This window comes from Mucilaginibacter ginsenosidivorax, assembly GCF_007971525.1.
Taxonomy (GTDB): Bacteria; Bacteroidota; Bacteroidia; order Sphingobacteriales; family Sphingobacteriaceae; genus Mucilaginibacter; species Mucilaginibacter ginsenosidivorax.
On sequence record NZ_CP042437.1, the window covers coordinates 6457174 to 6482461 of the forward strand.

Annotated in this window: 20 protein-coding genes and 2 pseudogenes; 14 read left to right on the forward strand and 8 right to left on the reverse strand. The window is 43.4% G+C overall.

Annotated features, from left to right (window positions below; all coding sequences use genetic code 11):
• Positions 1–348 precede the first annotated feature (348 nt).
• The 5 genes and pseudogenes from FSB76_RS26870 to FSB76_RS33010 all read left to right on the forward strand — a co-directional run.
• Positions 349–1332 (forward strand): sugar phosphate isomerase/epimerase family protein, encoded by a 984-nt coding sequence (locus FSB76_RS26870; protein WP_147058956.1) that lies wholly within the window; start codon positions 349–351, stop codon positions 1330–1332.
• A 30-nt stretch (positions 1333–1362) separates the two neighbouring features.
• A complete protein-coding gene (locus FSB76_RS26875) occupies positions 1363–2034 on the forward strand; it encodes a DUF4291 domain-containing protein (protein WP_225976323.1) in 672 nt (223 codons plus the stop codon).
• Between the two features lie 429 nt (positions 2035–2463).
• A complete protein-coding gene (locus tag FSB76_RS26880) occupies positions 2464–2895 on the forward strand; it encodes a DoxX family protein (RefSeq protein ID WP_147058958.1) in 432 nt (143 codons plus the stop codon).
• Positions 2896–3093: 198 nt separating this feature from the next.
• Positions 3094–3792: pseudogene (locus tag FSB76_RS26885) on the forward strand (IS4 family transposase); the annotation flags it as partial.
• Between the two features lie 152 nt (positions 3793–3944).
• Positions 3945–4052, forward strand: a pseudogene (locus FSB76_RS33010) (transposase); the annotation flags it as partial.
• A gap of 362 nt (positions 4053–4414) precedes the next feature.
• Here the strand turns inward: FSB76_RS33010 and FSB76_RS26895 are convergent.
• The 5 genes from FSB76_RS26895 to FSB76_RS26915 form a co-directional block, all read right to left on the reverse strand.
• Entirely contained in the window at positions 4415–4690 is a 276-nt protein-coding gene (locus FSB76_RS26895) for a UBP-type zinc finger domain-containing protein (RefSeq protein ID WP_147058962.1), read from the reverse strand.
• Between the two features lie 9 nt (positions 4691–4699).
• On the reverse strand, positions 4700–6361 hold the full coding sequence (locus FSB76_RS26900) for a response regulator (protein ID WP_147058964.1): 1662 nt from the start codon (positions 6359–6361) through the stop codon (positions 4700–4702).
• Between the two features lie 196 nt (positions 6362–6557).
• Positions 6558–7958, reverse strand: a complete 1401-nt coding sequence (locus FSB76_RS26905) for a sensor histidine kinase (RefSeq protein WP_147058966.1) — start codon at positions 7956–7958, stop codon at positions 6558–6560.
• Positions 7959–8111: 153 nt separating this feature from the next.
• Positions 8112–8867 carry a LytR/AlgR family response regulator transcription factor gene (locus FSB76_RS26910; RefSeq protein ID WP_147058968.1) on the reverse strand — a complete coding sequence of 252 codons (756 nt, stop codon included), beginning with the start codon at positions 8865–8867 and terminating at the stop codon, positions 8112–8114.
• Entirely contained in the window at positions 8864–9934 is a 1071-nt protein-coding gene (locus tag FSB76_RS26915) for a sensor histidine kinase (protein WP_147058970.1), read from the reverse strand. Before FSB76_RS26915 ends, FSB76_RS26910 begins: the two co-directional genes overlap by 4 nt.
• A 345-nt stretch (positions 9935–10279) precedes the next feature.
• On the opposite strand from FSB76_RS26915, the gene FSB76_RS26920 reads away from it, so the two are divergent.
• Positions 10280–13138, forward strand: a complete 2859-nt coding sequence (locus FSB76_RS26920) for an outer membrane beta-barrel protein (RefSeq protein WP_147058972.1) — start codon at positions 10280–10282, stop codon at positions 13136–13138.
• A 158-nt stretch (positions 13139–13296) separates the two neighbouring features.
• On the opposite strand, the gene FSB76_RS26925 is transcribed toward FSB76_RS26920, so the two are convergent.
• A complete protein-coding gene (locus FSB76_RS26925; RefSeq protein ID WP_147058974.1) occupies positions 13297–14550 on the reverse strand; it encodes a hypothetical protein in 1254 nt (417 codons plus the stop codon).
• Positions 14551–14569: 19 nt separating this feature from the next.
• Complete coding sequence (locus FSB76_RS26930; protein WP_147058977.1) at positions 14570–15796, reverse strand: hypothetical protein; 1227 nt, start codon at positions 15794–15796, stop codon at positions 14570–14572.
• Positions 15797–15956: 160 nt separating this feature from the next.
• Between FSB76_RS26930 and FSB76_RS26935 the strand changes: the two genes are divergently transcribed.
• From FSB76_RS26935 to FSB76_RS26965, 7 genes are all read left to right on the forward strand, one after another.
• The gene (locus FSB76_RS26935; RefSeq protein WP_147058979.1) at positions 15957–16829 is read left to right on the forward strand and encodes an AraC family transcriptional regulator; all 873 of its coding nucleotides are present in this window, start codon (positions 15957–15959) and stop codon (positions 16827–16829) included.
• Between the two features lie 288 nt (positions 16830–17117).
• Positions 17118–17450, forward strand: a complete 333-nt coding sequence (locus FSB76_RS26940) for an L-rhamnose mutarotase (protein WP_147058981.1) — start codon at positions 17118–17120, stop codon at positions 17448–17450.
• Positions 17451–17478: 28 nt separating this feature from the next.
• A complete protein-coding gene (locus tag FSB76_RS26945) occupies positions 17479–18828 on the forward strand; it encodes an alpha-L-fucosidase (protein WP_225976324.1) in 1350 nt (449 codons plus the stop codon).
• 87 nt (positions 18829–18915) lie between these two features.
• Positions 18916–20574 (forward strand): UxaA family hydrolase, encoded by a 1659-nt coding sequence (locus tag FSB76_RS26950; protein ID WP_147058983.1) that lies wholly within the window; start codon positions 18916–18918, stop codon positions 20572–20574.
• A 116-nt stretch (positions 20575–20690) separates the two neighbouring features.
• Positions 20691–21455, forward strand: coding sequence for an SDR family NAD(P)-dependent oxidoreductase (locus FSB76_RS26955; protein ID WP_147058985.1), 765 nt, complete (start codon positions 20691–20693; stop codon positions 21453–21455).
• Between the two features lie 24 nt (positions 21456–21479).
• A complete protein-coding gene (locus tag FSB76_RS26960) occupies positions 21480–22325 on the forward strand; it encodes a fumarylacetoacetate hydrolase family protein (RefSeq protein WP_147058987.1) in 846 nt (281 codons plus the stop codon).
• Positions 22318–23148 (forward strand): amidohydrolase family protein, encoded by an 831-nt coding sequence (locus FSB76_RS26965; RefSeq protein WP_147058989.1) that lies wholly within the window; start codon positions 22318–22320, stop codon positions 23146–23148. Before FSB76_RS26960 ends, FSB76_RS26965 begins: the two co-directional genes overlap by 8 nt.
• 627 nt (positions 23149–23775) lie before the next feature.
• Here FSB76_RS26965 and FSB76_RS26970 read toward each other — a convergent pair.
• The gene (locus FSB76_RS26970; RefSeq protein ID WP_147058991.1) at positions 23776–24306 is read right to left on the reverse strand and encodes a DinB family protein; all 531 of its coding nucleotides are present in this window, start codon (positions 24304–24306) and stop codon (positions 23776–23778) included.
• Positions 24307–24463: 157 nt separating this feature from the next.
• Here FSB76_RS26970 and FSB76_RS26975 point away from each other — a divergent pair, with 157 nt between their 5' ends.
• Complete coding sequence (locus FSB76_RS26975) at positions 24464–25231, forward strand: polysaccharide deacetylase family protein (protein WP_147058993.1); 768 nt, start codon at positions 24464–24466, stop codon at positions 25229–25231.
• Positions 25232–25288 lie beyond the last annotated feature (57 nt).

Here is a 25288-nt window from a genome sequence, read left to right on the forward strand (position 1 = left end):
TTTGTATATCGAATATCGGCGAGTCGACTCACCCCGACGAGGCTCCGCCCGTCTGCCCCTCTCTCCGACTGCGTCGCATAGAGGGGCTGTAAAGAAATAAAAAATGGGGTTCACCCTCTTTGCGGCGTAAGCCGGAGAGAGGGTCGGCCAGCGCAGCGTAGCCGGGGTGAGTCTTAGCCAGCGTTCAACCGAAATATTTGTGTAAATCCCAACACGTTATGGTGGGTACCAAAGAAAAATGGTAAAATATAAACCTTTTTTACTTAAAACTCCCGGCTTGATACTCCCGCAACTCTTCTGAAATTCCATCCGGCTTTTGGTATATTGCAATACCAATTTATAAAGCTTATGGAAAATATCAGCCGCAAAAAGTTTATTGCTGCAGCTACAATGGCAACTGCCGGTATGGCATTAGGTTTAAACGCCAAAGGATTAACCTTACCCAAAGACTCAAATATTAGCGATACAGGTCAATTTTCCCCCGCAAAAATTAAAGTAAGCATTTTCTCCAAGCATTTGCATTGGCTCAATTACGCTGATATGGCCTCATTGGCGGCAGACATGGGCTTTGATGGGGTAGACCTGACGGTAAGGCCCGACGGGCACGTATTGCCGGAGCATGTGGCTACTGATCTGCCAAAAGCAGTTGCGGCGGTTGAACGCGCGGGTTTAAAAGTACATACCATTGTAACCAACATCAAATCGCCCGATGAAAAATACACCCATGATATTTTGAAGGCCGCATCGGCATTAGGAATTAAGTACTACAGGATGGCCTGGCTGGATTATGATAAAAACATCAGCATTCCCGATAACCTGAAGGCGATAAACAAGCAGTTTAAGGCGCTTGAGGCCATTAACAGGCAATATAATATGCATGGTGCTTATCAAAACCATTCGGGCGAATTATTTGGCGCCTCGGTTTGGGACCTTTGGCTGGGGATGGATGGCACCAATCCCGATTTTATAGGCTGCCAGTACGATGTAAGGCACGCCACAACCGAAGGAGCCGACACATGGCCAACATCTATCCAAACGCTTATGCCGCGGATTAAAACCACCAACGTAAAAGATTTTTACTGGGACAAAAAAGATGGCAAATGGCAGGTTAAAAGTGTGCCTTTGGGCGAAGGAATGGTGGATTTTCCAAAATATTTTCGTATATTAAAGGAACAGAAAATAAACAGCCCCATGAGCTTGCACTGCGAATATGAGCTCGGCGGCGCGCAGGATGGCGCCAAACAATTAACAATAAGCAGGGACGCATTTACAACTGCTGTGAAAAAAGACCTGGCCACCTTAAGAGGATGGCTAAAGGAATATGATCTGTAAAAGATCAAAATATCAATATATAATACATTAATGAATACGAATTTAATAAAAAACAATCCACTACATATCATCACCGAATTATACCAGGATAGTATCCAAAGATTGCCCAAAACCGGCCAGCATTTGTTAGGCCACCAAACCGAAGACCTTATTATTGTTTACCAGGCCTACAATCATAATATAGCCGATTTTGCGGTAGAAAATCAATTCCTTGGCGGTAACCATTATAGCTATAGCCGTATGTCGTGGATAAAGCCCAACTTTTTATGGATGATGTACCGCTGCGGTTGGGCCGAAAAGGAAAACCAGGAAAGGGTACTTGCCCTGTGGATTCAAAAGACAGATTTAGAGAAAATCCTGGGTGAAGCAGCCATATCTTCATTTAATCCTAAATATTATGAAAGCCACGCACAATGGAGAGCCGGCCTGGATCAAAAGGAAGTGCGCCTGCAATGGGATCCTGATCATGACCCTTATGGCAATAAACTGCAACGCCGCGCCATTCAGTTAGGTTTAAAAGGAAAAATGCTGGAAGCATTTGGCAAACGGCAGATCAGGAAAATTGAAGATGTAACCAATTTCGTAAAGCTGCAGAAACAATTGTTAGATGCCGGCCGCCTGGATGAACTATTAGTGCCATTTGAAACTGCATTTAAAACTACCGATGCTGCTTTGAATGACAGGGTAGGCATAGAGGGATAGATTTTGTTGGAAATTGTAAATGTAAACAACGGAGTAAGCTTATAATGCCAAAAAGATATGAGCATCAAACGATGGCCTGTGTTTATGCCTGATCCTGGTTAAAAAATCCAGGTCGCTTCAGTACCTGTTAACCAACAGCAGGCACAAAAATTCGATGCGTTTACATTGCGTAAAACATCATTTTTAGTGTTAACCATGGATAAAATATAAAATGTTGATTATTAATACTTTATATCGTTTTTCGCCTGAAATGTGTTAAGTTATGTTAACCCAATTTTGGTACGTTTGCCTGGAATTCCGAATAAAAACAATTTGTAATTATAACAAGTTTGTTACTATATTTATATAGCGTAACCAAGGCGCATTATTCTCCCTGCAAGCCAGCTGGTTACCAAAACCAATTATACCTTTAAAAATAAGGAGGCTGTCATGAACGTAGTTCATAAAATTGAACATTGGGGCGATACACATCACCCTAAATTCCTTGATCTTGTACGTATTGCGCTCGGCGTATTTTTATTGCTAAAAGGAGTAGCCTTTATGGAAAACACTGCCTATCTGCGCGATCTGATCGAAAGCCAGGATGTTGTTGATCTTTCGCCCGGCGTATTAATGGTTTTGGTTTATTACGTAACTTTCGCCCATATGATTGGCGGCATCCTGATAACACTTGGGATATTTACCCGGCTTGCATCCATTTTTCAGATCCCTATTGTATTGGGTGCAGTGTTTTTAACAGGCATTTTCAAGGAACCCATAAATACATTGGAATGGCCGTCTGTAACCGCATTAATCCTCCTGGTAATGTTCACCATTTTAGGTTCCGGCCCAATTTCGTTGGATAGGTACCTGGAAGGATAAGCTTGTTGATGTGCAGATATGCAGATTTTAGATGTGCAGATGAAGAGCTTGATATGCAGATAGGCAAATTTTCAAACGTGCAAATCAAAATCATCTGAAATTTGCAAATTTGAAATCACTGTTGTCCGGGGAAATAAAAAAGGAGGCATAACCTCCTTTTAAAAGAGTAGCTTTAGTTACCACACCAAACTATTCTTTATGCCCAAAGATAATTTTTTTAGCGGACAGCCGGTATTCGCACAATTGCTTAGTTTGATCCCCCGCCATATTGTTTCAAAGCAAAGCCAAAAGTATTCTGCCGATAGGTATTGTAAGTCATTCATGAGTTACGACCACTTGGTCACGATGCTCTACCAAGGCTTTTTCCAATGCCTTTCCCTGCGTGAATTGGTTACGGGGTTACAGGCGAACCGAAGCAGGCTTCTCCATCTGGGGTTGACCAATACCCCACGCAGGAGCACGCTGTCGGATGCCAATAGCAGGCGCCCGGCTGATTTCTTCGCGGCGGCCTATCATCAACTGTACAGATATTTCTACGGAAGTTTACCGGACAGCCGCCCTTCGCTTAAGAAGCTTTTCATTATCGATTCGACCACGATCTCCCTTTTCTCGAATATTATGGGCGGTGCAGGTATGTCGAAAAGCAATGGCAAAAGGAAAGGCGGGATAAAAGCCCACGTAATGATCGATGCGGAACATAATTTGCCCTGTTTTACCTTACTTACGGAAGCCAGGCACCACGACCTTGTATTCCTGCAGGAAGTACAGGTACCGCCAGGCTCTATAGTCGTCTTTGACCGGGCTTATACCAATTATAAACAATTCGAGGCGTGGGGCGCACAGGGCATTGCCTGGGTTACCCGGCAGAAGAATGATGCAAACTACCAGTTGTTGTCCGAATCCCCTGTTTCTACCTATTCATCCGAACAGGGGGTAATAGCTGACCAGTCCCTGCTGTTGGACGGCATAGCAACAGGCGCAAAGTATCCCTTATCCGGGCCCGCAGGGTCGTTTTTAAGGACCCTGCCACCCAGAAAGAGCTCGCGTTCATTACCAACGAGCCCACTCTTGCGCCCGAACAGATCGCTGCTTTGTATAAAAAACGGTGGCAGATAGAATTACTGTTCAAACGCATCAAGCAGCGATACCCGTTGAGGTACTTTTTGGGGGATAATGTCAATGCTATCCAAATACAGGTCTGGTCTATGCTGATATGCGACCTCCTTGTCCAGATCGTCCTTTCCCAAGTCAACAAAGCCGGCAAACGGAAATGGTCTTACGCTAACTTAGCAGCTATGGTCAAGCATCACCTGATGACCTATATCAACCTGATGGCTTTCCTTTTTGACCCAGAGAAAGCCTTGTTGAACTACAAGCCGCCTGAACCAACTGCGGCTACGCTTTTCTAAAGGGCCTTGATTTTTGAATTACCACCTAAAACTGCCTTGATTTAATTGGGAGCCGGTTTTTTCTGTGTTTATAAATTTCCCCGGACAACAGTGATTTGAAATCTGCACATCTAATACCCCTTCACTGCGTCATCCACATAGCACCATAGCCATCTTTCGCCAGGCTCGGCCGATATTACTACCGGGTGGCCGGTGGCTTCAAAATGTTTGGTCATGTGGGTATTGGGCGAACTATCGCAGCATAGTGTTACGCCGCAGGTTTGGCAGGTGCGCAGGTGCATCCATGATGAATGTGTTTTAATGCACTCTTCGCACAGGTAATCCTTGGGTTGTTTAATATCGGTAATTGCCGCCAGGTGCTGGCATATTTCGTCGTCGTTTTGCATATGGTGTTGTTAAACTTCAGCTAAATATTTGTGAACAAAACTAATGGCCATTGAGCCTTCGCCCACGGCAGATGCTACCCGGTTCATGGCCCCGGCGCGTACATCGCCGGCAGCAAAAATGCCCGAGCAGCTGGTTTCCAGTAAAAATGGATCGCGCTTAAGTTTCCACACTTTGTTAAAGCTTTCGTAGCTGCGCAGCTCGCGGCCGGTTTCTATAAAATCCTTATTGTTTTTTATAATGTCAAGCTTAATCCAGTCGGTATACGGTTTGGCGCCTATAAAAATGTACAAGGCAGCAGCCTTATTAGTAAAAGTTTCTTGCGTTATGCAGTTTTTTAAGGTTAATTTTTCCAGGCAGTTACCACCGTGTGCTTCTACAATTTCTGTATTGCCCAGCACTTCAATGTTGGGCGTTTCGCTGATTTGTGTAATCAAATAGGCCGACATGGTTGCCACCAAATCTTCGCGCCTGATCACGATATGCACTTTGGTGGCATATTTTGAAAGGTGCATGGCCGCCTGCCCGGCAGAGTTGCCGCCGCCAATTACGTACACATCTTTACCTGTACAGGCCGAAGCCTCAGTAGTGGCAGCGCCATAGTAAATGCCTGCGCCTGTAAAGTTTTCAACGCCTTTAACTTCCAGTTTACGGTAATCAACGCCGGTAGTTATCACTACGGTACGGCTTATAATTTCGGGCCCGTCATCTAAAATAATGGTTTTGTAGCCGTCTTTTTGTTTGATATCACTAACCGATTGCGGCGATAAAAACTCGGCTCCCAAACGCATGGCTTGTGTAATGGCGCGGCGGGTAAGGTCGGCGCCGCTTAAGCCGGCCGGAAAACCCAGGTAGTTTTCAATCCTTGAGCTGGTGCCTGCCTGCCCGCCCGGAGCTTTACGCTCAATCAGCAAGGTTTTTAAACCTTCGGATGCGCCATAAACTGCGGCTGCAAGGCCGGCGGGGCCAGCGCCTATAATCACCACATCATAAACATCGGTTAATGTTTGGGTGTTTTTTTCAAGCTTGGCGGCTATGCCTTGTATCGATGGTTTTTGCAGATAGCTGCCGTCCTCAAAAAATACCATCGGCAGGCAATCGGTAGATAGGTTGTTTAAAGCCAGCAGCGTTCCTGCATCTACATTTTTTTCGATATCAAGCCAGCGATAGGGGATAAGGTTACCGGCAAGGTAATCTTTTATCACGTGCGATTGCGGCGAAAACTGGTATCCAACCAGTTTAATGCCCACAAACTCAGGAATGTAACTGTTATGCCAGTCTGCCAGCAAATCATTTATTACCGGGTAAAGTTTTTCCTCCGGCGGGTCCCATGGTTTCATGAGGTAATAATCCAGCTGGACGTCGTTAATGGCTTTAATAGCGGCCTCGGTATCGCTGTATGCAGTAAGTAACACCCGTTTGGCGTCAGGAAATACTTTTTTTGCTTTTTCTAAAAATTTAACGCCTTCCATTTCGGGCATGCGCTGGTCGCAAAGAAACAAGGCTACCACATCCGATCCATTTTTGAGTTCGGTAAGCGTTTCCAATGCTTCCTGGGCCGATGTTGTACTTAGTATTTTGTACTCTTTACTGTACTGAGATCGCAGGTCGCGGCTAATAGACCGTAGTACCTGCTGATCATCATCAATTGAAAATATAATAGGTCGATTCATAGGGTTTGCTACAGGTAAATGATAAATGAGCGTCAAGATATTAGATTCAAGAATCAAGAGAGAAAACAATGATAACCTAATCTAAACTTTTTTCAATAAAGAAACGGCCGACAGAATATTAACTCTTATGTTTTTGCTTGTCTTGATTACTATATCTTAACTTGATGTTTAATACTTCAAATAAAAAAATGTTTTACTACCCGTCAATCAGGAAGCAAACACTAAATACGGTACAACCGGGTGTCGATTTTACTTTGATCGATCCACGGTGTTGTTTTACAATCCGTTGTACTACTTCCAGTCCCATCCCGGTGCCTTTGCCCATCTCTTTGGTTGTAAAAAACGGATCGAAGATCTGACTTTGGATATCTTCCGGAATACCGGGGCCATCGTCGATAATAAAAACTTCCACAAACTCGCGGTCGCGCCGGGTTTTAATGGTTAGGATGCCTTTGCCCGCCGGTTGCATGGCATCAAGGGCATTATCAATAAGGTTGGTCCAAACCTGGTTAAGTTCGCCAATCAGTGCTTTTACTTCGGGCAAAGTTCGGTCAAAATCTTCAACAACGGTAATATTTCCTTTACGAATTTTATACCCCAGCATGGTAAGCGTGTTGGTAATACCAATATGGATATCGGCATACTGCTTATCCTGCCCGCGGTCCATGTGTGTAAAAGTTTTAACAGAACTTACCAGTTCGGCTATCCGTTTGGATGATTCCTGTATATCCTGGATCATTTTCTCGGCTACCAGCTTATTGCTCATCCAGTTGAAAATGGTTGATAAAAACTGCTTCGGGATATAGCTTTTCAACGCGTCGAGGTTTTCAACCTTAAAGTTAAAATCAACAAAGCTTTCGGCAATTTCGTAGCTGTTTTCTATTTCGTTTTCATCCAGCCATTCGCCAATTTCGTCTTCCCGGTGTGTACGTTGCTTCAGGCTCAGGCGGCCTTCATCTTTGGCGGTAAGCACTTTAAACATTTCATTGGTTACGCCATCAACCTGGTCCGAGTCCATTTTTATGGCAAACATACCTTTTATGGCTTCGGGAACCAGTTGCAGATGCTTGCTTAGGGACGTAGAATCGCGTACAATGGCCGATGCCGGGTTATTCAATTCGTGAGCCAGGCCTGCCGATAGTTTGCCCAGCGCCATCATTTTTTCGTTTTGCTGCTGCAAGGCTGTAAAATCGCGAACGCGGTTGGTCATGATGTGTACCAGTGCCTGGGTAAGCTCAAAATGATTTTTTATCATTTCGGTGATCCGTTCGGTGGGGAAGCTTAGTACCCGCAATTCGCCAATAGCTTCGGCAAAGCCCTTAGAAACCAGTCCGCGTGAAAACGGAAGGTATCCTGTTATATTTCCCGGCCCAACGGCAACAAAATCGCGGCGGCCACGGCTTTGCAGCATATAAAAACGCATGCTACCTTCAACAATAATATGTGGGCCGGTCATTGGCTTACCGGGCTCATTGAGCATGGTGCCATCTTCAAATGTATTGTATTCGCTATGATCTATCAGCCATTGCAGCTGATCATCCGGGACGTGCTCTAAAGCTTCGAGCGATTTAAGCCAGGATACGGTTACCTCTTGCATAAAATAAAATTAGGGATTATTATTTAATGCGCGGGAATGGGAGAGAAAAAATTGCAAAACGATGTTATCTGGATCAGGATTTACAGAATTTGAAAATTAACAGAATCCTATATGTTGAAATAAATTCTGGAAATTCTGATTCAGACAAAGGCCCTACACCCACTTACTCAAAAATACCCCGAAAGCATCTTTATACTGATCGCCAACGGTGATGTTTATTTTGCCAATTTGCAGGGCGTTGCGGGTAATGGAGTTTATTTTATCTAAAGATACAATGAACGAGCGGTGCACCCGCATAAAACGTTTTGACGGCAGTTTTTCTTCCAGCGACTTTAAACTGGTGAGCGATAACAGGGCTTTCTCGGTGCCTTGCAGGTATATTTTAACATAATCTTTCAGGCCTTCTATATACAGAATATCCTTAAGCGCTATGCGTACCAGTTGATACTCTATTTTTAAAAACAGGTAGTCGTCTTCAATTCGATGTTCTTCGGGAGCCGCAGTTGCGGCGGGTGCAGGGTTGGTTGAGCGTTGTAACAGTTCGGCATAGCTTAATGCTTTGTTGGCGGCGTGCAAAAACTCTTCGTAATTAAAAGGCTTCAGCAGGTAATCCAATGCGTCAACTTTATAACCTTCAAGGGCAAACTGGTTGTAGGCCGTGGTAAAAATAATGCGTGGCTTGTTGGCGCCCCGGCTATCCAGCACACGGGCCAGTTCGATGCCGTTAAGGTTAGGCATCTGTATATCCAAAAAAATAAGGTCAACCTTTTGGTCCTGTAAACCAACCAGCGCTTCAACCGCGCTGCTGTAGCGGCCTGTAAGTTTTAAAAATGGTGTTTGCTCAATAAATGCGCAAACCAGGCCAAGGGCCAGGGGTTCATCATCAACGGCAATACAGTTTAATATCATGACAGGTTGAGTGTTAAGTGAACTTTATAAGTATTGGCATCAGTGTCTTCGTTTATATCTAATGTGTATTTTTGGGCATACAACAAATCTAAACGCCGCAGGGTGTTGGTAAGGCCAATCCCTTTGTTTTCTTCCAGGTTGGGGTTGGCGTCTTTATAAATCGAGTTTTCTACCCGTAATTCCAGTAAATCTGCGTTTTGTTCAACACTAATCAGGATGTCGCTGGGCAGCGTTGCGCTTATGCCATGTTTAAAAGCATTCTCCACAAAAGGTAAAAATATCATGGGGGCAACGGTCATATCGTTAACCGTGGCGGGCGAATTGAATGTAACCTTCACTTTATCGGTAAGCCGCAGTTCCATCAGGCTGATGTAGTCTTTTATAAAGGCTATTTCCTGGCTTAGCAGTGCGGTACCATGTTGGGTATCATACAACACGTACCGCATCATCCGCGATAGCTGGTGAATTGCTTTGCGCGATGTTTCGGCATTGATATGTGTAAGCGCGTAAATGTTATTCAGCGTATTGAAAAAGAAATGCGGGTTGATCTGTGCTTTCAGGAAGGATAACTCCGAGCTGATCTTGTCCTGTTCTAAAGTTTCGCGCAGCCTGATATCGGCCTGCCACTTTTGGATGGCGGTGATGCTGGTGCTTATGCCTAATACCAATGCCATAATAAATATTACCGCATAGTCGAAGATCTTGTTCCGTTCGCCGTGTCTTGGCGGCCCGTGTTTATGGATAGCATTATCCATTAACAGGTGCATGTTCAATGAACGGTCGATGAAAATATTTAATAAGTAAATGACCGCTACCAGGGTAATTATAAATATGAAATACATGCCTGTCCGGTTTTTTAACAGATATACCGGCACAAACACAATAGCGTTGATATAAAATGCAGTTACCAGCATAATGATAAACAATGCCTGTTTTATCCAGAACTGGTAGGGCAATACAATATCCCACGTAAGGGGTTGATATAAAAATAACGCGAAGCCCAGCACTACCCATGTTAACACATGAATAAGGATAGTAATGGTACTGCTTTTTGATTTAAGGCTCATTTTTGATTTGAATCAGGAGTCAAGATACGAGAATCAGGACTATTAATGTTTTTTATTTTTTCGACAGAAAATCTTGACCTGAGATTTTCGATTACGGTTTAATAATCGTTCAATATTACTAAACCATTTGGTTATCAGGCAACCATAATCGCCTAACAGGCACAACTTGCCGACAAATGGCTAAAATTAACCGTTGAATACTGTAATTGGATATTAAGGCTGCTAAATACACGCTTCTATAGGTAAAAAACATGCCTTCGTCTACATTTACTATGCCCCTGTCTATTGCGTTTTTTGGGCTGATGCCGATGTTATTGCTTTGTGTTGCAAATAAGCCACAACACAATGAAACTTAAATTTACATACCTGATAATTGCAGCTTTGCTGTTTAGCCTTACAACCTTTGCTCAAACGGGCAGGCGGGTTAAGGGCACCGTAACAGACTCAACAGGGGTAACCCTACCGGGCACAACCGTTAAACTGTTAACCGGCACCGATAGCACCAAAGTAATTACCGATAGTAAAGGAGCTTTTACTTTTGATGATGTAAAAGTGAACCAGTTTAGCCTGGTTTTAAACTCGATAGGTTACCAGGGACTGCGCCGGCGTTTTGTGTTGGATAATGCCAATACCCCCGTGTTTTTAAAGCCCATCATTCTTAAAAACGACACCTATATGCTTAACACCGTAACCATATCGGATGTTAACCCGGTAAAACTTAAGGAAGATACGATTGAGTTTAACGCCGCAGCATATCCTGTACGTGATAATGCGCCTGTAGAGGATGTTATCAAAAAACTACCGGGCGTTGATGTTGATAAAGATGGTAATATTACCGCGCAGGGTAAAAGCGTAACAAAAGTAAGGGTAAACGGGAAGGATTTTTTTGGCGGTGATGTAAAATCGGCCACCAAAAACCTGCCTGCCGATATTGTACAAAACATCCAGATTATTGATGATTATGGCGACCAGGCCAATCTTACCGGTGTAAAAAGCGGTGAGCCCGAGAAAATTCTGAACATTACCATAAAACAAAGCAAAAACTACGGCTACTTTGGCCAGGCCAGCCTGGGCGGGGGCAGGGATGCCATACCCGGTATAGCAAACAGCCAGGAAAGTAACAGGTATGTAGCATCGGCGAATTTTTTCAAATTCAACGGCGATCAGCAACTGGCGTTTTTGGGTAATCTGAATAATACCAATACCAACTTGTTTACATTTAACGGCGGCGGCCCAAGGGGCGGTGGTCCTGGCGGCCCTCCAGGAGGCAACAGCAGCAATACCAATGGTATAACCACAGCCAGATCGTTTGGGCTTAACTACCGCGATAGCTGGGGCAAAAAAGTTACGGCTTATGGCAGCTATAGCTTTGCCGATAATTCGGTATATACGCTTAACAAAACCATTCAAAACAACTTATCTACATTAAACCCAAGTACCAATACCAATAACAATACTCAAAACGACGAGAAGCTGAACCATCGTTTCAACTTCAATATCGAAATTAAGCCCGATACGGTTAACTATATCAAAATTACACCATCATTTGCATATGCACGGGTAACTACCACACAGGTAGGCAGCAGTTTGCTGGTTAATAACTCGCAAACCATAACTAATTATAATTTTGATACCTACAGTAACCAAACCGAACCAAATTATGGTGCCAACGTTTTATTTAACCACCGCTTTGCGCGTAAGGGCCGCAACTTCAGCGTTAACGTCGGGGCTGGATCATACAAGATCAATAAATACCAAAACCCGGTTTATACCTATTTAGACGGGGCCGCAAACGCGCCGCTAAACCAATTTATTAATACCAACAGCCGCACCGATAGTGTGGGCACAAGTGTATCGTTTTTGGAGCCGGTAAGCAAAAAAGGCTATCTTGAACTAACCTACGCCTATCATTACGCCTATACCACAGCCGATAAACTAACAGACACGCTAAATATTGATGGCGTAACCAAAGATTATTATGGCTTGCTGAGCAATAATTATAACTCCACGTTTATTACCAATCGTTTTGGCTTAAACTATCGTTTTATCGATAAAAAGTATAATTACACATTGGGTTTGGTAGCACAGCCAACCATACTGCGCGGGCAATCATTAACCAACGGTGCTTCACCAACAGATAGCCATACATTTAACTTGGCCCCTAATGCAAGGTTCATTTACAACTTTTCTCGCAATCAGTCGTTGAGCTTAAATTATAACGGTGCCAGCAATCAGCCAACTTATACCGAGCTGCAGCCTGTTACCGATTTTAGCAATGCATCGTACCCCGTACAAGGTAACCCCGATTTAAAGCCCGAGTTTAATAACAACCTGTCAATCCGGTACAACAAGTTTAATTTCGAGACTGGTAACGTATTTTTTAGTAATTTATCATTCACCACCACCGATAATAAGATTGTAGCCAATACCGTCAATTATCCTAAAACGTACACGCCAAACAGCAAATTGGCCGGGAGTATTTTAACACAGTATTTAAATGCCGATGGGTTTTACTCGGCACAAGGTTTTTATGTATTTGCTAAACCATGGGATAAAAGAAAATATAATTTATTCTTTATAGGCAACGTTGCATACAATAATAACATCTCTTACATAACTAATGTCGATTCGACAAGTTATGCCATGACAACGGAGAAAAATATAGCTAAAAACCTGGTGCTATCGCAAGGCGTAAAATTCAGACTGAGTATTACTGATGTTGTAGATGCCGAGGCCAGCACAACTTATGCTGTTAATAAATCGAATAATTCGATCACGACGGCTAATATCAACAATAATTTCAGTTCGCTTAACCTGGGCATCAACGGTAAAAATTATTTATGGAAGGATTGGACCGTTAGCTACGATTACTCCAAGATGTTTTACTATGGTTACAAAGGTGCAACCAACCCCAATATATTAAACACCTATGTTGAGCGTAGGTTTTTAAAAGGAAACGCGGGTACCATCCGCTTATCGGCAATGGATGTGTTTAACCAAAACACGGGCTACACCAGTACACAAAGCGGTAGCTATGTAACCCAAACCAGCAGCAACAGGCTGGGCAGGTATTATTTGTTAAGCTTTACCCTTAAGCTTCAGAAATTTGCAGGTAAAAAACCAACAATGGGCCCCGGTGGTCCCGGCGGACCTGGCCCTGGTGGCCCCCCTCCGGGTGGCGGCCCTGGCGGTGGCCCGTTTTAATGAGGGATAAAGCCTGAAAAGATATTTAAAATCTGGCCATCCCTGAGAAAGATGGCAAGCAATGATCATACGCGAGGTTGATCTGGATTTAGTTGATGTTATTGGTTTAAGCAATAACGGAGCGTCCCGGGGGTGAGATACCGGGGCGCTTTTTATTGTTAAAACTCGTAATTGATGCCTGCTTTTATGCTGGTTGCGTCTATGCTATAGTCCCTGCTATTGGTGATGGCGGCAGGGGTGGAGTATGAAATGTATATATCAACCTTTTTAGCTACAGTTATGCCCAGCTTAACAGGGAAGCTTATTAACCCCGATGAAAGGGACAGGTAATTAGGGATAGTAGTTTGAAGATGGCTATTATAGATGGAGTTACCCGTGGTTTTTACAAACGCGTAGGACATACCCGCGTCGATAAAGAATTTAAAATTGGCGGTATTATAAATATTGTATATAACCTGGGGGTTAATAATTACCAAAAATTCCTTTACGTTGAAATCGGATTTTGGTATGTCCGGCTGGTTAAAATAAAGATCTACCGAATTCTTATACGCCGCTCCGGTAACCATTACCTCGCCCCTTACAATAAGTTTACCAACGCTTGGGTTGGGATATAAATTTACGCCCGCCGCCACAGCCGGGTACACAGATGTAGTATTTTTAGCATTGTAAAATTTGTAGCCCTGACTGGTGCCCGAATTACTGGTTGTAAACAGTGTAGCATTAATTCCCAAGCCTGCAAAGAACTTCCATGCTGATTTACCACCATAAGTTTTCTTATCAACAAACATATTGTTGAGTTTTTGCGAAATGCTTTTCAAATCCGGAAGATTATAGGCAGAGTTCTCAATCTCGGTTTTTAATTTCTCAGATGTTGGGTTGTATTTAATGGCCAGGTCATACAATTGTGGTATAAAAATATTTTCGATGCGCGTTTGTACGCCATGATCTGGCAAATAATAAATCCGGTAAACAAGTTCCTTAATCTGGCCGGTTTTGTTATCGCCAATAAAAAACCTCGTCTTTTTGGCATCAATGTATGAATACAAGGTTACGTTAGGGCCATTTTGCTCTACCCTTAAAAATACCACATCCTGCTTTTGGGTCGAATCAACTCCTGTTTGTAATTTTGAAGTGTTGGTTTCATCCATGCTGATCTCCCCGGAATACCTTTGATAAATTGATGAATTAAGCAATTCAAAATAGCCTATATCATCTACTGTATAAGTTTTAACACCCGCCGCGCTTTTAAATTCTACGCTTTTGGGGTTGCCAAACCATTCTTTCTGGTTTATTTCGCCACGTAAAGTATCGCCTTTAAGGGTAACAACATAACCGGGCTTAAAATTGCTTTGCGCAAACGTTAAAGCAGGTAGCAACGTTAATGCCGCTGCCAATAAAAATAGAGGTTTCATTGCGATATAGGTTTGTTTTTTATTTAAAATAGTAGTTTAAGGCTATTTGAACAGCGCTTACCTGCAAGTAATTTGTGTTATCCTTTGTAAAGATGGCATTCGGTATATAGCCCGCTGTGATATCGAATTTTTTATCGATCACTACACCGATATTGAAGGGGTACGATATCCAATTTGATTGTAACAGGTAGCCATCGGTAACAGTTGTTTTGCCTGCACCGGTATAGGTATACTTGTTCCCACTGTAAGTTGATAAATTGAATGCGGCACCGGCTGCGGCATATAATTTAAAGGCATCTATATTGTAAAAATTATACAGTATTTGTGGTATCAGCGATATGTTATTTTGAGTGAGCGAATAAGTAGAGCCGCCGGTTTGACTGCCTTTAAACTTATTACCGGTATAAGCAAGCTGCGCCCTGAATATCAGTTTTCCGGTACTGGGATTAGCCAATACATTTATTCCCAATGCAATGCGTGGGAATACTGATGAGGCTGATTTACTGTCAAATTCTTTAAATGCGCCGATACCTGATGTAATGTTGCCAAAGTTTACACCTGCCGATGCGAAAAATTGGGTGCCTTTACTGGCACCGGATACCGTCGCGTCCTGTTTTGAATTAGTTTTATTAATTAATTGCGCTATTTCCGTTAGGTCATTCGCATTGTAGTCGGCCTTTTCGATGGTGGTTTTTAGGTTTTTGGATTCGCCGTACTTTTCCGATAACAGGAATAGTTGTTGTTTGTACGCATCTTCGTTTATGGTTTTCCCGTCGTTCTTATAAACCCTGTAAACCAGTTCCGTTGGCTGAGCATCGCCACTTCCGCTAACAAAGTAATGGTTCTTTAAATCGTCGGCATATTCAAATAAAGTAATATTGGCTCCTTTTTGGATGGTTTTTAAAAAGATAGAATCGGTTTTGGTATCCGTGTTTCGGCCGTTTGAAAGGCTGGAGATTTGGGTGGGATCGACGTTTAGCAAGCCAATATACCTTTGATATGCCTCTGAATTTGTAGCTGCAAAGGATGTGATATCGCTCACCCCAAGTTCGCGGGGATTTTTATCATTTGTTGATGTTTTGAAGCTGATTTTTCGAGGGTTAACAGCCCATTCTTTAATGTTGATGAAGCCACGTAAAGTATCGCCTTTAAGGGTAACAACATAACCTGGTTTGTAATTGCTTTGCGCTGCAGAAAATAAAGGCAACAATAATGCCGGAAGCAGTAGTTTGTAATAAGGTTTCATTAGGGTATAATTGGATTTAATCTGCCAGCAAGATATAAAAATATATCACTTAAAAGAAAATGTGACGTGTCGTTTTTTTAGTGGCGTAAAAAAAATGCGACAATCAGTTATTTTTACAATTATTGGCTATATTTATCGCATCAATTGTAAAATAAGCTGAATGAAACCGCAGTTACTAAAAGTTTCTTCGGGCCCTGCACACTCATTTAGTGTGCGGCACGATGTATTGCCCGATATTAACAACCGCTGGCATTGCCACCCCGAACTGGAACTCATTTACCTGAAAAAAGGAAGCGGTACACAGTTTATCGGCGATAGTATAAAGCAATTTAAATCGGGCGATATGGTATTGGTTGGCCCAAACCTGCCGCATTACTGGCGTTTTGACGATTTGTATTTTAATCCCGGTGAAAACAACGGGGTAGAGGTTTTTGTAGTTCACTTTTGTGAAAACTTTTGGGGCGATCAGTTTTTACAACTGCCCGAAAATAAATTAATAAAAGTGCTGCTCGAGAAATCAAAACGCGGGTTGCAGGTTACCGGTGGCACAAAAGAAAAAGTGGCCGTACAGATGGCCGCGATGTTAAGTACAGACGGTGCCGAGCGGATTATTATGCTGTTGAAGGCGTTAAATGCTATTGCCACCAGCGCGCCTTCAAGTTACATGGCTTCAATTGGTTTTAAATACGATCATAATGATTCGGAAAACGACCGGTTGAATGGTATTTATGAATACTCGATGCAAAATTTCAGGAAAAAGATTTACCTGGACGAGATTGCCGAGATAGCGGGCGTGAGCTCCAACTCCTTTTGCCGGTATTTTAAATCAAAAACCCGCAAAACCTTCTCGCAGTTTATTATCGAAATAAAAGTTGGCCACGCGTGTAAATTACTGATAGAAGATAAGCTGAACATTAAACAGTTGTGTTACGATAGCGGGTTTAATAACTTTTCAACGTTTCATAAACATTTTAAGCTGGTAACCGGCAAAAGCCCGCTAATGTACCAGAAAGAGTTTATTAAAAATTCGTGAGCTGCCGGCCCCCTCTAAATCTCCCCCGGTAGGGGAGACTTTTTGACCTTCGCTTTTTTAATCTTTCTTAATCGCTTAAAAATCAACGCATACCCCATTAAGCCTGATAAATAAATTCTTGCTGTTAAGCACAACTAAAAAAGGGGTAAGTTAAAGTCTCCCCTACCGGGGGAGATTTAGAGGGGGCTATATGCCAAAAAAGCTGAATGTTTTAACCATTTTATGCCAACTATTTACCTGTAAACTTTATTTCTTTGTATACCGATATACTACTTTGTAAATCTATTTATGGCCCACCGATATTGTTTAACGCTTGATTTGGTTGACGACGCCAGGCTGATTGCCGAATACGAAAAATACCACCAGGCTATCTGGCCCGAGATTCACAAAAGTATTACCGATTACGGTATCACCAACATGGAAATTTACCGTTTTGATGTGCGCCTGTTTATGATCATGGAAACCGACGATACTTTCAGTTTCGAAAAAAAGTCGGCTGCGGATGCTGCAAATCCAAAAGTGCAGGAGTGGGAAAAGCTGATGTGGAAATATCAGCACGCTGTTAAAGGCGCCCAAAAAGGAGAGAAATGGGTTTTAATGGATAAAATATTTCAGTTATAAATAACCTGTCAACTAAATTATAAACCTCATGTTCAAAAAACTACAACTATCTATGCTGGTGATGCTGGTAGCCGTTTTATCGGTATCGGCACAACAAAAAACAATTGGCACCGAAACCGATGCCCAAAAAGAAAAACGTATGGAATGGTGGAAAGACAGCCGCTTTGGCATGTTTATTCACTGGGGATTATACTCGGGTGCGGCAAGGCACGAGTGGGTAAAGCATAACGAGCAGATTGACAACGCCGGTTACCAGAAATATTTCGACCAGTTTAACCCCGATTATTTTGATCCGCAGAAATGGGCTAAACAGGCCAAAGCAGCCGGTATGAAATACGCGGTGCTCACCACTAAACACCATGAAGGGTTTTGCCTGTTCGATTCAAAATATACCGATTATAAAGCGCCTAACACCAAAGCTAAACGCGATTTGGTACGCGAGTATGTAAACGCTTTCCGCGGGCAGGGACTAAAAGTGGGTTTCTACTATTCATTGTTAGATTGGCACCACCCGGATTATACTATTGATGAAATTCACCCGCAATCGCCAAAAGATAAAAGTGATGCCAGCTATGCCAAGCTGAACAAAAACCGCGATATGGCCAAATACCGCCAATATATGCGCAACCAGATAACAGAGTTGTTAACCAACTATGGCAAAATTGATATCCTCTGGCTCGATTTTTCTTTCCCGCGCGGTGATGGGCATGGTAAAGGTAAAGACGAGTGGGGATCTGTTGAGCTGTTAAAACTGATCAGGAAATTGCAACCCGGTATTATTGTAGATAACCGCCTTAACCTGGAAGAATATAAAGATGGCGCCGATTTTGAAACACCGGAACAAGTAAGCACCGCCGAACTGGCCAAATACCGTGGTAAGACATGGGAAACCTGCCAAACATTTTCGGGTTCATGGGGATACTATCGCGATGAAAATACATGGAAAACCCACCGCCAGTTATTGGATTTGCTGATAACTTCGGTAAGTAATGGTGGTAACCTTATCCTTAACGTAGGCCCAACTGCCCGCGGCGAATTTGATTACCGTGCCACAAACGCGCTGGATAGTTTGGCACACTGGATGCATGCTAATGATAAATCAATTTACAACTGTACTTATGCTCCCGATACTTATAAGATACCCGAGGGATCAAAACTTACATACAATAAGGCTACTAAAAAACTATATGTGCAATTGTTTGATTATCCGAAGGGTAAGCTGATACTGCCTGGCTATGCCGGAAAGATTAAATACGCGCAGTTTTTAAACGATCACTCGGAGTTGTTATACAAACCATCGGGGTCTGATGATCTGGAGGTTACCATGCCGGCCAAACCGCCGTACGAGATACCGGTTATTGAGTTGTCGCTTAACTAAAAGTTCATGGTTGATAGTTCATGGTTCATGGTGAAAAAAAGCTGCCGGGAACTATGAACTATGATCCATGATCCATGAACAAAAAATATGTCGCAAAAAGAAACATTTTTAAGAATCCACCCGCATGATAATGTGCTGGTTGCACTGCAAAACCTGGAGCTGGGTACCGTAATTAATTTTGAGGGCGAAAGCTTCCCGCTGGTTGACCGTGTGGCCGCTAAACACAAATTTGCGATTAATGAATTGGCACAGGGCGCCGAAATATATATGTATGGTGTATTGGTAGGCAAGGCTACCGTAACTATACCAAAAGGTGGCTTGCTTACTACGGCCAATGTGCACCACGCATCAGAGGGCTTTCACTTAGGCGAGCGTAAGCTGAGCTGGCACCAGCCGGATACCTCAAATTTTGCAGGCAAAACATTTAACGGTTATCACCGTGCCGATGGATCTGTAGGTACTGCTAATTACTGGATTGTGGTGCCCCTGGTGTTTTGCGAAAATCGCAACATCCAGGTTTTAAAAGAGGCTTTGGTTGATAAGCTTGGTTATAAAAAAGCCAAAAGCTACGAGGGTGATGTGGAGCAGCTCATGGAGCTTTACCAGGCAGGTAAATCTGTTGAAGAGATTTTAAATGCCGATATCCAGCTAAGCGCCGATAAACCCAATTCAAAACGTTTGTTTAAAAATATTGATGGCATCAAGTTCCTTAATCATAGCATGGGTTGCGGTGGTACCAAAGATGATTCGGACGCTTTGTGCGGATTGATTGCAGGTTACATTACCCATCCAAACGTTGCCGGTGCCACGGTGTTGAGCCTGGGCTGCCAGCATGCACAGGTAAGCATTTTGCAGGCCGAGATTGCCAAACGCGATCCGGCTTTTAATAAACCAATGGTAGTATTGGAGCAGCAAAAAGTAGGCACCGAAAGCGAATTGCTAAAACAAGCCCTTAAACAAACTTTTGCCGGCTTGGTACAGGCCAACCAAACCCAACGCCAGCCGGCGCCGCTATCAAAGCTGTGCATCGGTATGGAGTGTGGTGGTTCTGATGGTTTCTCGGGCATTTCGGCAAACCCTGCTTTGGGTTATGTATCAGATTTGCTGGTTACCATGGGGGGCTCGGTAATCCTGGCCGAATTTCCCGAGCTTTGCGGGGTAGAACAGGAATTGAGCGACCGCTGTGCCGATGAGGAAACTGCCAACCGCTTTATGCAGTTAATGACCACGTACAACGCTCGTGCAGAGGCCGATGGCTCGGGCTTTTACGCCAATCCATCGCCAGGCAATATTCGCGACGGTTTAATTACCGATGCTATTAAATCGGCAGGCGCAGCCAAAAAAGGCGGCACATCGCCGGTTACCGCAGTGCTGGATTATCCCGAAAAAGTAACCAAACCAGGATTAAACCTGTTATGTACTCCCGGCAGCGATGTGGAAAGTACTACGGCCGAAGTAGGATCGGGCGCAAATATTGTATTGTTTACAACAGGTTTGGGCACGCCTACTGGTAACCCCATTACCCCGGTAATTAAATTATCAACCAATACGGTAATGTTTGAGCGCATGCCCGATATTATCGATATTAACTGCGGTACCATCATCGAGGGCGACGAAACCATTCAGCAAGCCGGCGAGCGCATTCTGAACTATGTGATACATGTAGCCAATGGCGAAGTTGAACCAAAATCGGTAAAACTTGGTCAAGACGATTTTATACCATGGAAAAGGGGAGTGTCGTTATAAGCCCCTCCCAAACCCTCCCCGGTAGGGAGGGCTTTAAAAGAATATAAATAATTGTTAATTTAATCAAACAAAAAGTCTCCCCTACCGGGGGAGATTTAGAGGGGGCCATTGGCAATATGTTCAAACTAACCAATAAATCAGCAGTAATTACCGGCGGTGGCAGCGGGATAGGCAGGGCAATGTCGATACTTTTTGCGCAGCAGAGCGCTACTGTGCACATCATCGAATTAAATGATAAGGCGGCGGCCGATACCGTTGCCGAAATAGAAGCGGCCGGCGGCAAAGCCAAAGGCTATGCCTGCGATGTAAGTAATCAGCAACAAGTGGTTGATACTTTTACAAGCATTGGCGTTATTGATATTTTAATAAATAATGCAGGCATTGCCCACATTGGCCGCGCCGATACTACCAGCACAGCCGATTTTGAAAAAGTATTTAACGTAAATGTAAAGGGTGCTTACAATTGCCTGTACGCCGTTATCCCTATGCTAAAGGCAAATGGGGGCGGGGTTATCCTCAATACAGCCTCTATAGCGGCCAGCGTTGGTATTACCGATAGGTTTGCTTACTCCATGAGTAAAGGTGCTATACATGCCATGACACTATCGGTAGCGCGCGATTTTCTGCACGATAACATCCGCTGTAACTGCATTTCGCCGGCACGCATCCATACCCCTTTTGTGGATGGCTTTATCGCCAAAAACTATGCGGGGCAGGAAGCCGAGATTTTTGAAAAGCTCTCTAAAAGTCAGCCAATTGGCCGGATGGGCAAATCGGAAGAGGTGGCGGCATTGGCGCTCTATTTATGTTCAGACGAGGCCGGGTTTATCACCGGTACCGATTATCCTATCGATGGTGGCTTTATCACCCTTAATAATTAAACAAAACCTTAACAACAAGATACAATGAAGCTTATTAGATTTGGCGAACCCGGCAAAGAAAAAACAGGTATTATCCTTAACAATAAAAAATACGATACTTCGGCTTTTGGCGAGGATTATACTGAACAGTTTTTTGAAACGGATGGACTTACACGTTTAGCCGCCTTTGTAAAAGAGGCCGAACTGCCCGAGGTTGCCGCTGATGTACGTTTGGGCAGCCCCTTCGCACGCCCGTCAAAAATCATCTGCATCGGTTTGAATTATGCCGACCATGCGCATGAAACCAATGCACCGCTGCCCCCCGAGCCGGTAATTTTTATGAAAGCTACTTCGGCTATAGTTGGTCCTAATGATAATGTTGTGGTTCCCAAAAATTCGGTAAAAACTGATTGGGAGGTTGAGCTTGCCGTAGTTATCGGCAAGAAGGCTTCTTATGTTGATGAAGCCGACGCAATGGATTATGTTGCCGGTTATGTTTTGCACAACGATGTATCCGAACGCGAGTTTCAGTTGGAGCGTAACGGCACCTGGGATAAAGGTAAGGGCTGTGATACCTTTGCACCGCTTGGTCCATTTTTGGCAACTGCTGATGAGATTGAAGATCCGCACAACCTGCATCTTTGGTTAAAAGTGAATGGCGAAATTATGCAATACGGTACCACATCAAACTTTATATTTAACCTGGCGCAGGTTATATCATACACCAGTCAGTTCATGACCCTGTTGCCCGGCGATATTATATCTACAGGTACCCCGGCGGGTGTTGGCCTGGGTATGAAACCGCCTGTTTACCTTAAACCTGGCGATGTTATTGAATTGGGTATTGATGGCCTTGGCGAACAAAAACAAAATGTGGTAGCATATGCTTAAGATAGATTCGCACCAGCATTTCTGGATCTTCGACCCCGTAAGGGATAGTTGGATTGATGATCAGATGCTGGCTATAAAACGTGATTTTTCGCCGGTTGATCTGTTGCCTGTTTTACAACAGCACGGCATAGATGGTTGTGTATCTGTACAGGCAAGCCAAACCAATGACGAGACTATGTTTTTGCTGGATCATGCTGCTGCAAACCCTTTTGTTAAGGGCGTAGTGGGCTGGGTAAACCTGCAAGCTGATGACCTTGAAGATCAATTGCTGCAATATAAAAGCTACGATAAGCTCAAAGGTTTCCGGCATGTTTTGCAATCGGAGCCTGATGACGAATATATGCTGCAGCCTGCATTTCAAAAAGGCATAGCCACGCTCGGGAAGCATGGATATACCTATGATATCCTGATATTTCCACAGCACCTGCCTTTTGCTAACCAACTGGTTGGCAATTTCCCTAACCAGAGGTTTGTGGTCGATCATCTGGCAAAACCACATATCAAGGATAAAAAACTCAATGACTGGCAAAAGGATATCGAAGTGTTGGCCAAACATGAAAATGTATCCTGTAAAATTTCGGGAATGCTAACCGAAGCAGATTGGGCTAACTGGAAGGTTGATGATTTTACCCCATATCTCGATATAATATTCAATGCATTTGGCGCGGGCCGCGTCATGTTCGGTTCCGATTGGCCGGTTTGCCTGCTGGCAGACGGCTATGAGGGTACTATGCGTGTAACACAAAGCTATACCTCAAAATTATCGGTTACCGAACAGGAACAATTTTGGGGAGGCAACGCTATTTCGTTTTACAACTTATAAAAATCAGCTCAAATTATCGGGCTGATTTTCCTCCTTTTTTGTTAATAAACTTACGAAGTTTCCAAAACTTCGTAAGTTTTATCTGCGGGTTCGATACTCCCACTTTTTTGCTCTCAAATCGTAACATTCTCCAGCCATAAACGTTAATAATATATTGGCACATATTTAGCTATGTATTGACAACGATTACAGCTAAAACTATAAACCGTTAAGTTTTATCACAGTTTTAGATGTGCGTATTAAACAATTTATTTTCAACGTTATGCCTTTTATATTTTTCCAAATCGCTGCACTGCTTGCCGTAATCTGTTTCACAGTTGTTATGTTCATTTTGCGCTCTAAAACACGCAAAAAATCAAATTCTGTTACAAAATATAAAATTGATACCGATACAACCTATGCCCGGTACGCAATTAACGAGAATGGTTTCCTTGAAGAAATAAACGAAGGGAAATTATCAAAGTATAGAAATTAGTATCTACACAGCAAGACATGTAAAAGACGATTGTTCTAAATAAAGGACAATCGTCTTTTTAGTTAGTAGTAAGTATCAAGTAGTAAGTATCAAGATTTTTGCTTTCGGGCTAACCAATTTTTGTAGCTGTCTTGCTACTCACCACTCACCACTTATAACTCGATACTCGCTGCTTCGCGTTGATATTCTCCGCTCAGTTCGTCGGCGCTGGGGCCGTAGCTGCCGGGTATCGGGATGTTTAGCAGGCGCAGGTAAACACCTAACTGGGCGCGATGATGTACAAGCTGGCAAAAGGCTACCCTGATTACTTCGGCTTTGTTATAGTTCTGTAATATCACGTCGCCATTGCTTAGCGTCCAGGGTTTTAGCAGCTCTTCTTCGCTGATGTGTTGCAGGGCTTCTTTGCCTTTGGCAACTGATTGTTCCAGCAAATCCAATAAGCCCTGGGTGTTTTCGGCTGTTGGGGGATTATAAGGTTCGGTGGCAAAATTTAATCCATCGGTGTACACGGCCAGCGCAAGCCAGTTTGGCAAATCAACAATGTGCACGGTAAGGTCTTCAATGGTCATGCTTTTTGGGTGCGGCTGCCATTTAAATTTGTCGGTTGGCACAATCTCGAGCATTTTGCGGGTGGTTTGGGCTTCCTGCTCCAACTCCTTTAAAAACATTGGGATAATATTCATAGCGTTTTTGTTTTTGATTTATAATTCAAAGTAACAACCCGCTTGTGACAGCCCTATGTCAACAGCATTTAATAAAGTTTAATTTATTTTATTCGTTTGTCATCGCCAAAAAAATCCGGCGTTAGTCTATATTAGTACGGGTTTTAAGCCTGCGTTTATGAAAAAACTAACCTTACTCTTATTACTTATTAATCTTGTCACTTTTGCCCAGCCGCGCAAAAAAGCTATCATCGTGCTTACCTATGATGATGCCTTGCCATCGCAACTGGATATAGCGCTGCCACAACTGGATTCGTTGGGATTTAAGGGCACCTTTTTCCTGACGGGGTATATAGGCCAGGTAACCATCCCGCGCTGGCGGCAGGTTGCTTTAAAGGGACACGAATTAGCTAATCATACACTTTACCACCCATGCTTAATTACTACGGTAAAAGCCAATCCCGCAAATAACTCTGCCAATTATTCGGTATTCATGATCAAGCGCGAAATTGCTGAAATGAATAACCTGCTGTATGCCGTCGATGGAAAAACCGGCCCGCGTACTTACGCTTATCCTTGCACCGAGATAGCTGTTGGTGGCGTAAAATACGCCGATTCGCTGGGCGCAGCCGGCATTATCAAGTATGCGCGAATTGGCGGCGGTGCCGATGCTGTTATAACCGATTTTAAAAAGATTGACCCCATGCAGGTACCGGCCTGGGGTGTACACGCCGGTGTTACCGGCGATGAATTGATTGCTTTTGTAAAAAAGACGCAGCAAAGCGGCGGGCTGGGCGTGTTGATGTTTCATGGCATAGGTGGCGATTATATTACTACACCAGCTGCAGCGCACAAACAATTATTGCTGTACCTAAAGCAACACCAGGACGAAATAGAAGTGCTTACCTTTCAGGACGCGCTTGATGCTGTTAAGCAGATAAATTAACAGGCTTGTTTAGCTGATATGGTTTATAGGCAAAAGACAGATAGGGTTGCCGCTGTA

What these genes read in the sequence shown, in the direction of transcription:
- FSB76_RS26895 (WP_147058962.1), bottom strand. Translation starts at nt 4,690, where the DNA reads ATGCAAAACGACGACGAAATATGCCAGCACCTGGCGGCAATTACCGAT.
- FSB76_RS26940 (WP_147058981.1), top strand. Translation starts at nt 17,118, where the DNA reads ATGGCCCACCGATATTGTTTAACGCTTGATTTGGTTGACGACGCCAGG.
- FSB76_RS26920 (WP_147058972.1), top strand. Translation starts at nt 10,280, where the DNA reads ATGAAACTTAAATTTACATACCTGATAATTGCAGCTTTGCTGTTTAGC.
- FSB76_RS26965 (WP_147058989.1), top strand. Translation starts at nt 22,318, where the DNA reads ATGCTTAAGATAGATTCGCACCAGCATTTCTGGATCTTCGACCCCGTA.
- FSB76_RS26930 (WP_147058977.1), bottom strand. Translation starts at nt 15,796, where the DNA reads ATGAAACCTTATTACAAACTACTGCTTCCGGCATTATTGTTGCCTTTA.
- FSB76_RS26870 (WP_147058956.1), top strand. Translation starts at nt 349, where the DNA reads ATGGAAAATATCAGCCGCAAAAAGTTTATTGCTGCAGCTACAATGGCA.
- FSB76_RS26875 (WP_225976323.1), top strand. Translation starts at nt 1,363, where the DNA reads ATGAATACGAATTTAATAAAAAACAATCCACTACATATCATCACCGAA.
- FSB76_RS26960 (WP_147058987.1), top strand. Translation starts at nt 21,480, where the DNA reads ATGAAGCTTATTAGATTTGGCGAACCCGGCAAAGAAAAAACAGGTATT.
- FSB76_RS26880 (WP_147058958.1), top strand. Translation starts at nt 2,464, where the DNA reads ATGAACGTAGTTCATAAAATTGAACATTGGGGCGATACACATCACCCT.
- FSB76_RS26935 (WP_147058979.1), top strand. Translation starts at nt 15,957, where the DNA reads ATGAAACCGCAGTTACTAAAAGTTTCTTCGGGCCCTGCACACTCATTT.
- FSB76_RS26905 (WP_147058966.1), bottom strand. Translation starts at nt 7,958, where the DNA reads ATGCAAGAGGTAACCGTATCCTGGCTTAAATCGCTCGAAGCTTTAGAG.
- FSB76_RS26970 (WP_147058991.1), bottom strand. Translation starts at nt 24,306, where the DNA reads ATGAATATTATCCCAATGTTTTTAAAGGAGTTGGAGCAGGAAGCCCAA.
- FSB76_RS26915 (WP_147058970.1), bottom strand. Translation starts at nt 9,934, where the DNA reads ATGAGCCTTAAATCAAAAAGCAGTACCATTACTATCCTTATTCATGTG.
- FSB76_RS26955 (WP_147058985.1), top strand. Translation starts at nt 20,691, where the DNA reads ATGTTCAAACTAACCAATAAATCAGCAGTAATTACCGGCGGTGGCAGC.
- FSB76_RS26925 (WP_147058974.1), bottom strand. Translation starts at nt 14,550, where the DNA reads ATGAAACCTCTATTTTTATTGGCAGCGGCATTAACGTTGCTACCTGCT.
- FSB76_RS26950 (WP_147058983.1), top strand. Translation starts at nt 18,916, where the DNA reads ATGTCGCAAAAAGAAACATTTTTAAGAATCCACCCGCATGATAATGTG.
- FSB76_RS26975 (WP_147058993.1), top strand. Translation starts at nt 24,464, where the DNA reads ATGAAAAAACTAACCTTACTCTTATTACTTATTAATCTTGTCACTTTT.
- FSB76_RS26945 (WP_225976324.1), top strand. Translation starts at nt 17,479, where the DNA reads ATGTTCAAAAAACTACAACTATCTATGCTGGTGATGCTGGTAGCCGTT.
- FSB76_RS26900 (WP_147058964.1), bottom strand. Translation starts at nt 6,361, where the DNA reads ATGAATCGACCTATTATATTTTCAATTGATGATGATCAGCAGGTACTA.
- FSB76_RS26910 (WP_147058968.1), bottom strand. Translation starts at nt 8,867, where the DNA reads ATGATATTAAACTGTATTGCCGTTGATGATGAACCCCTGGCCCTTGGC.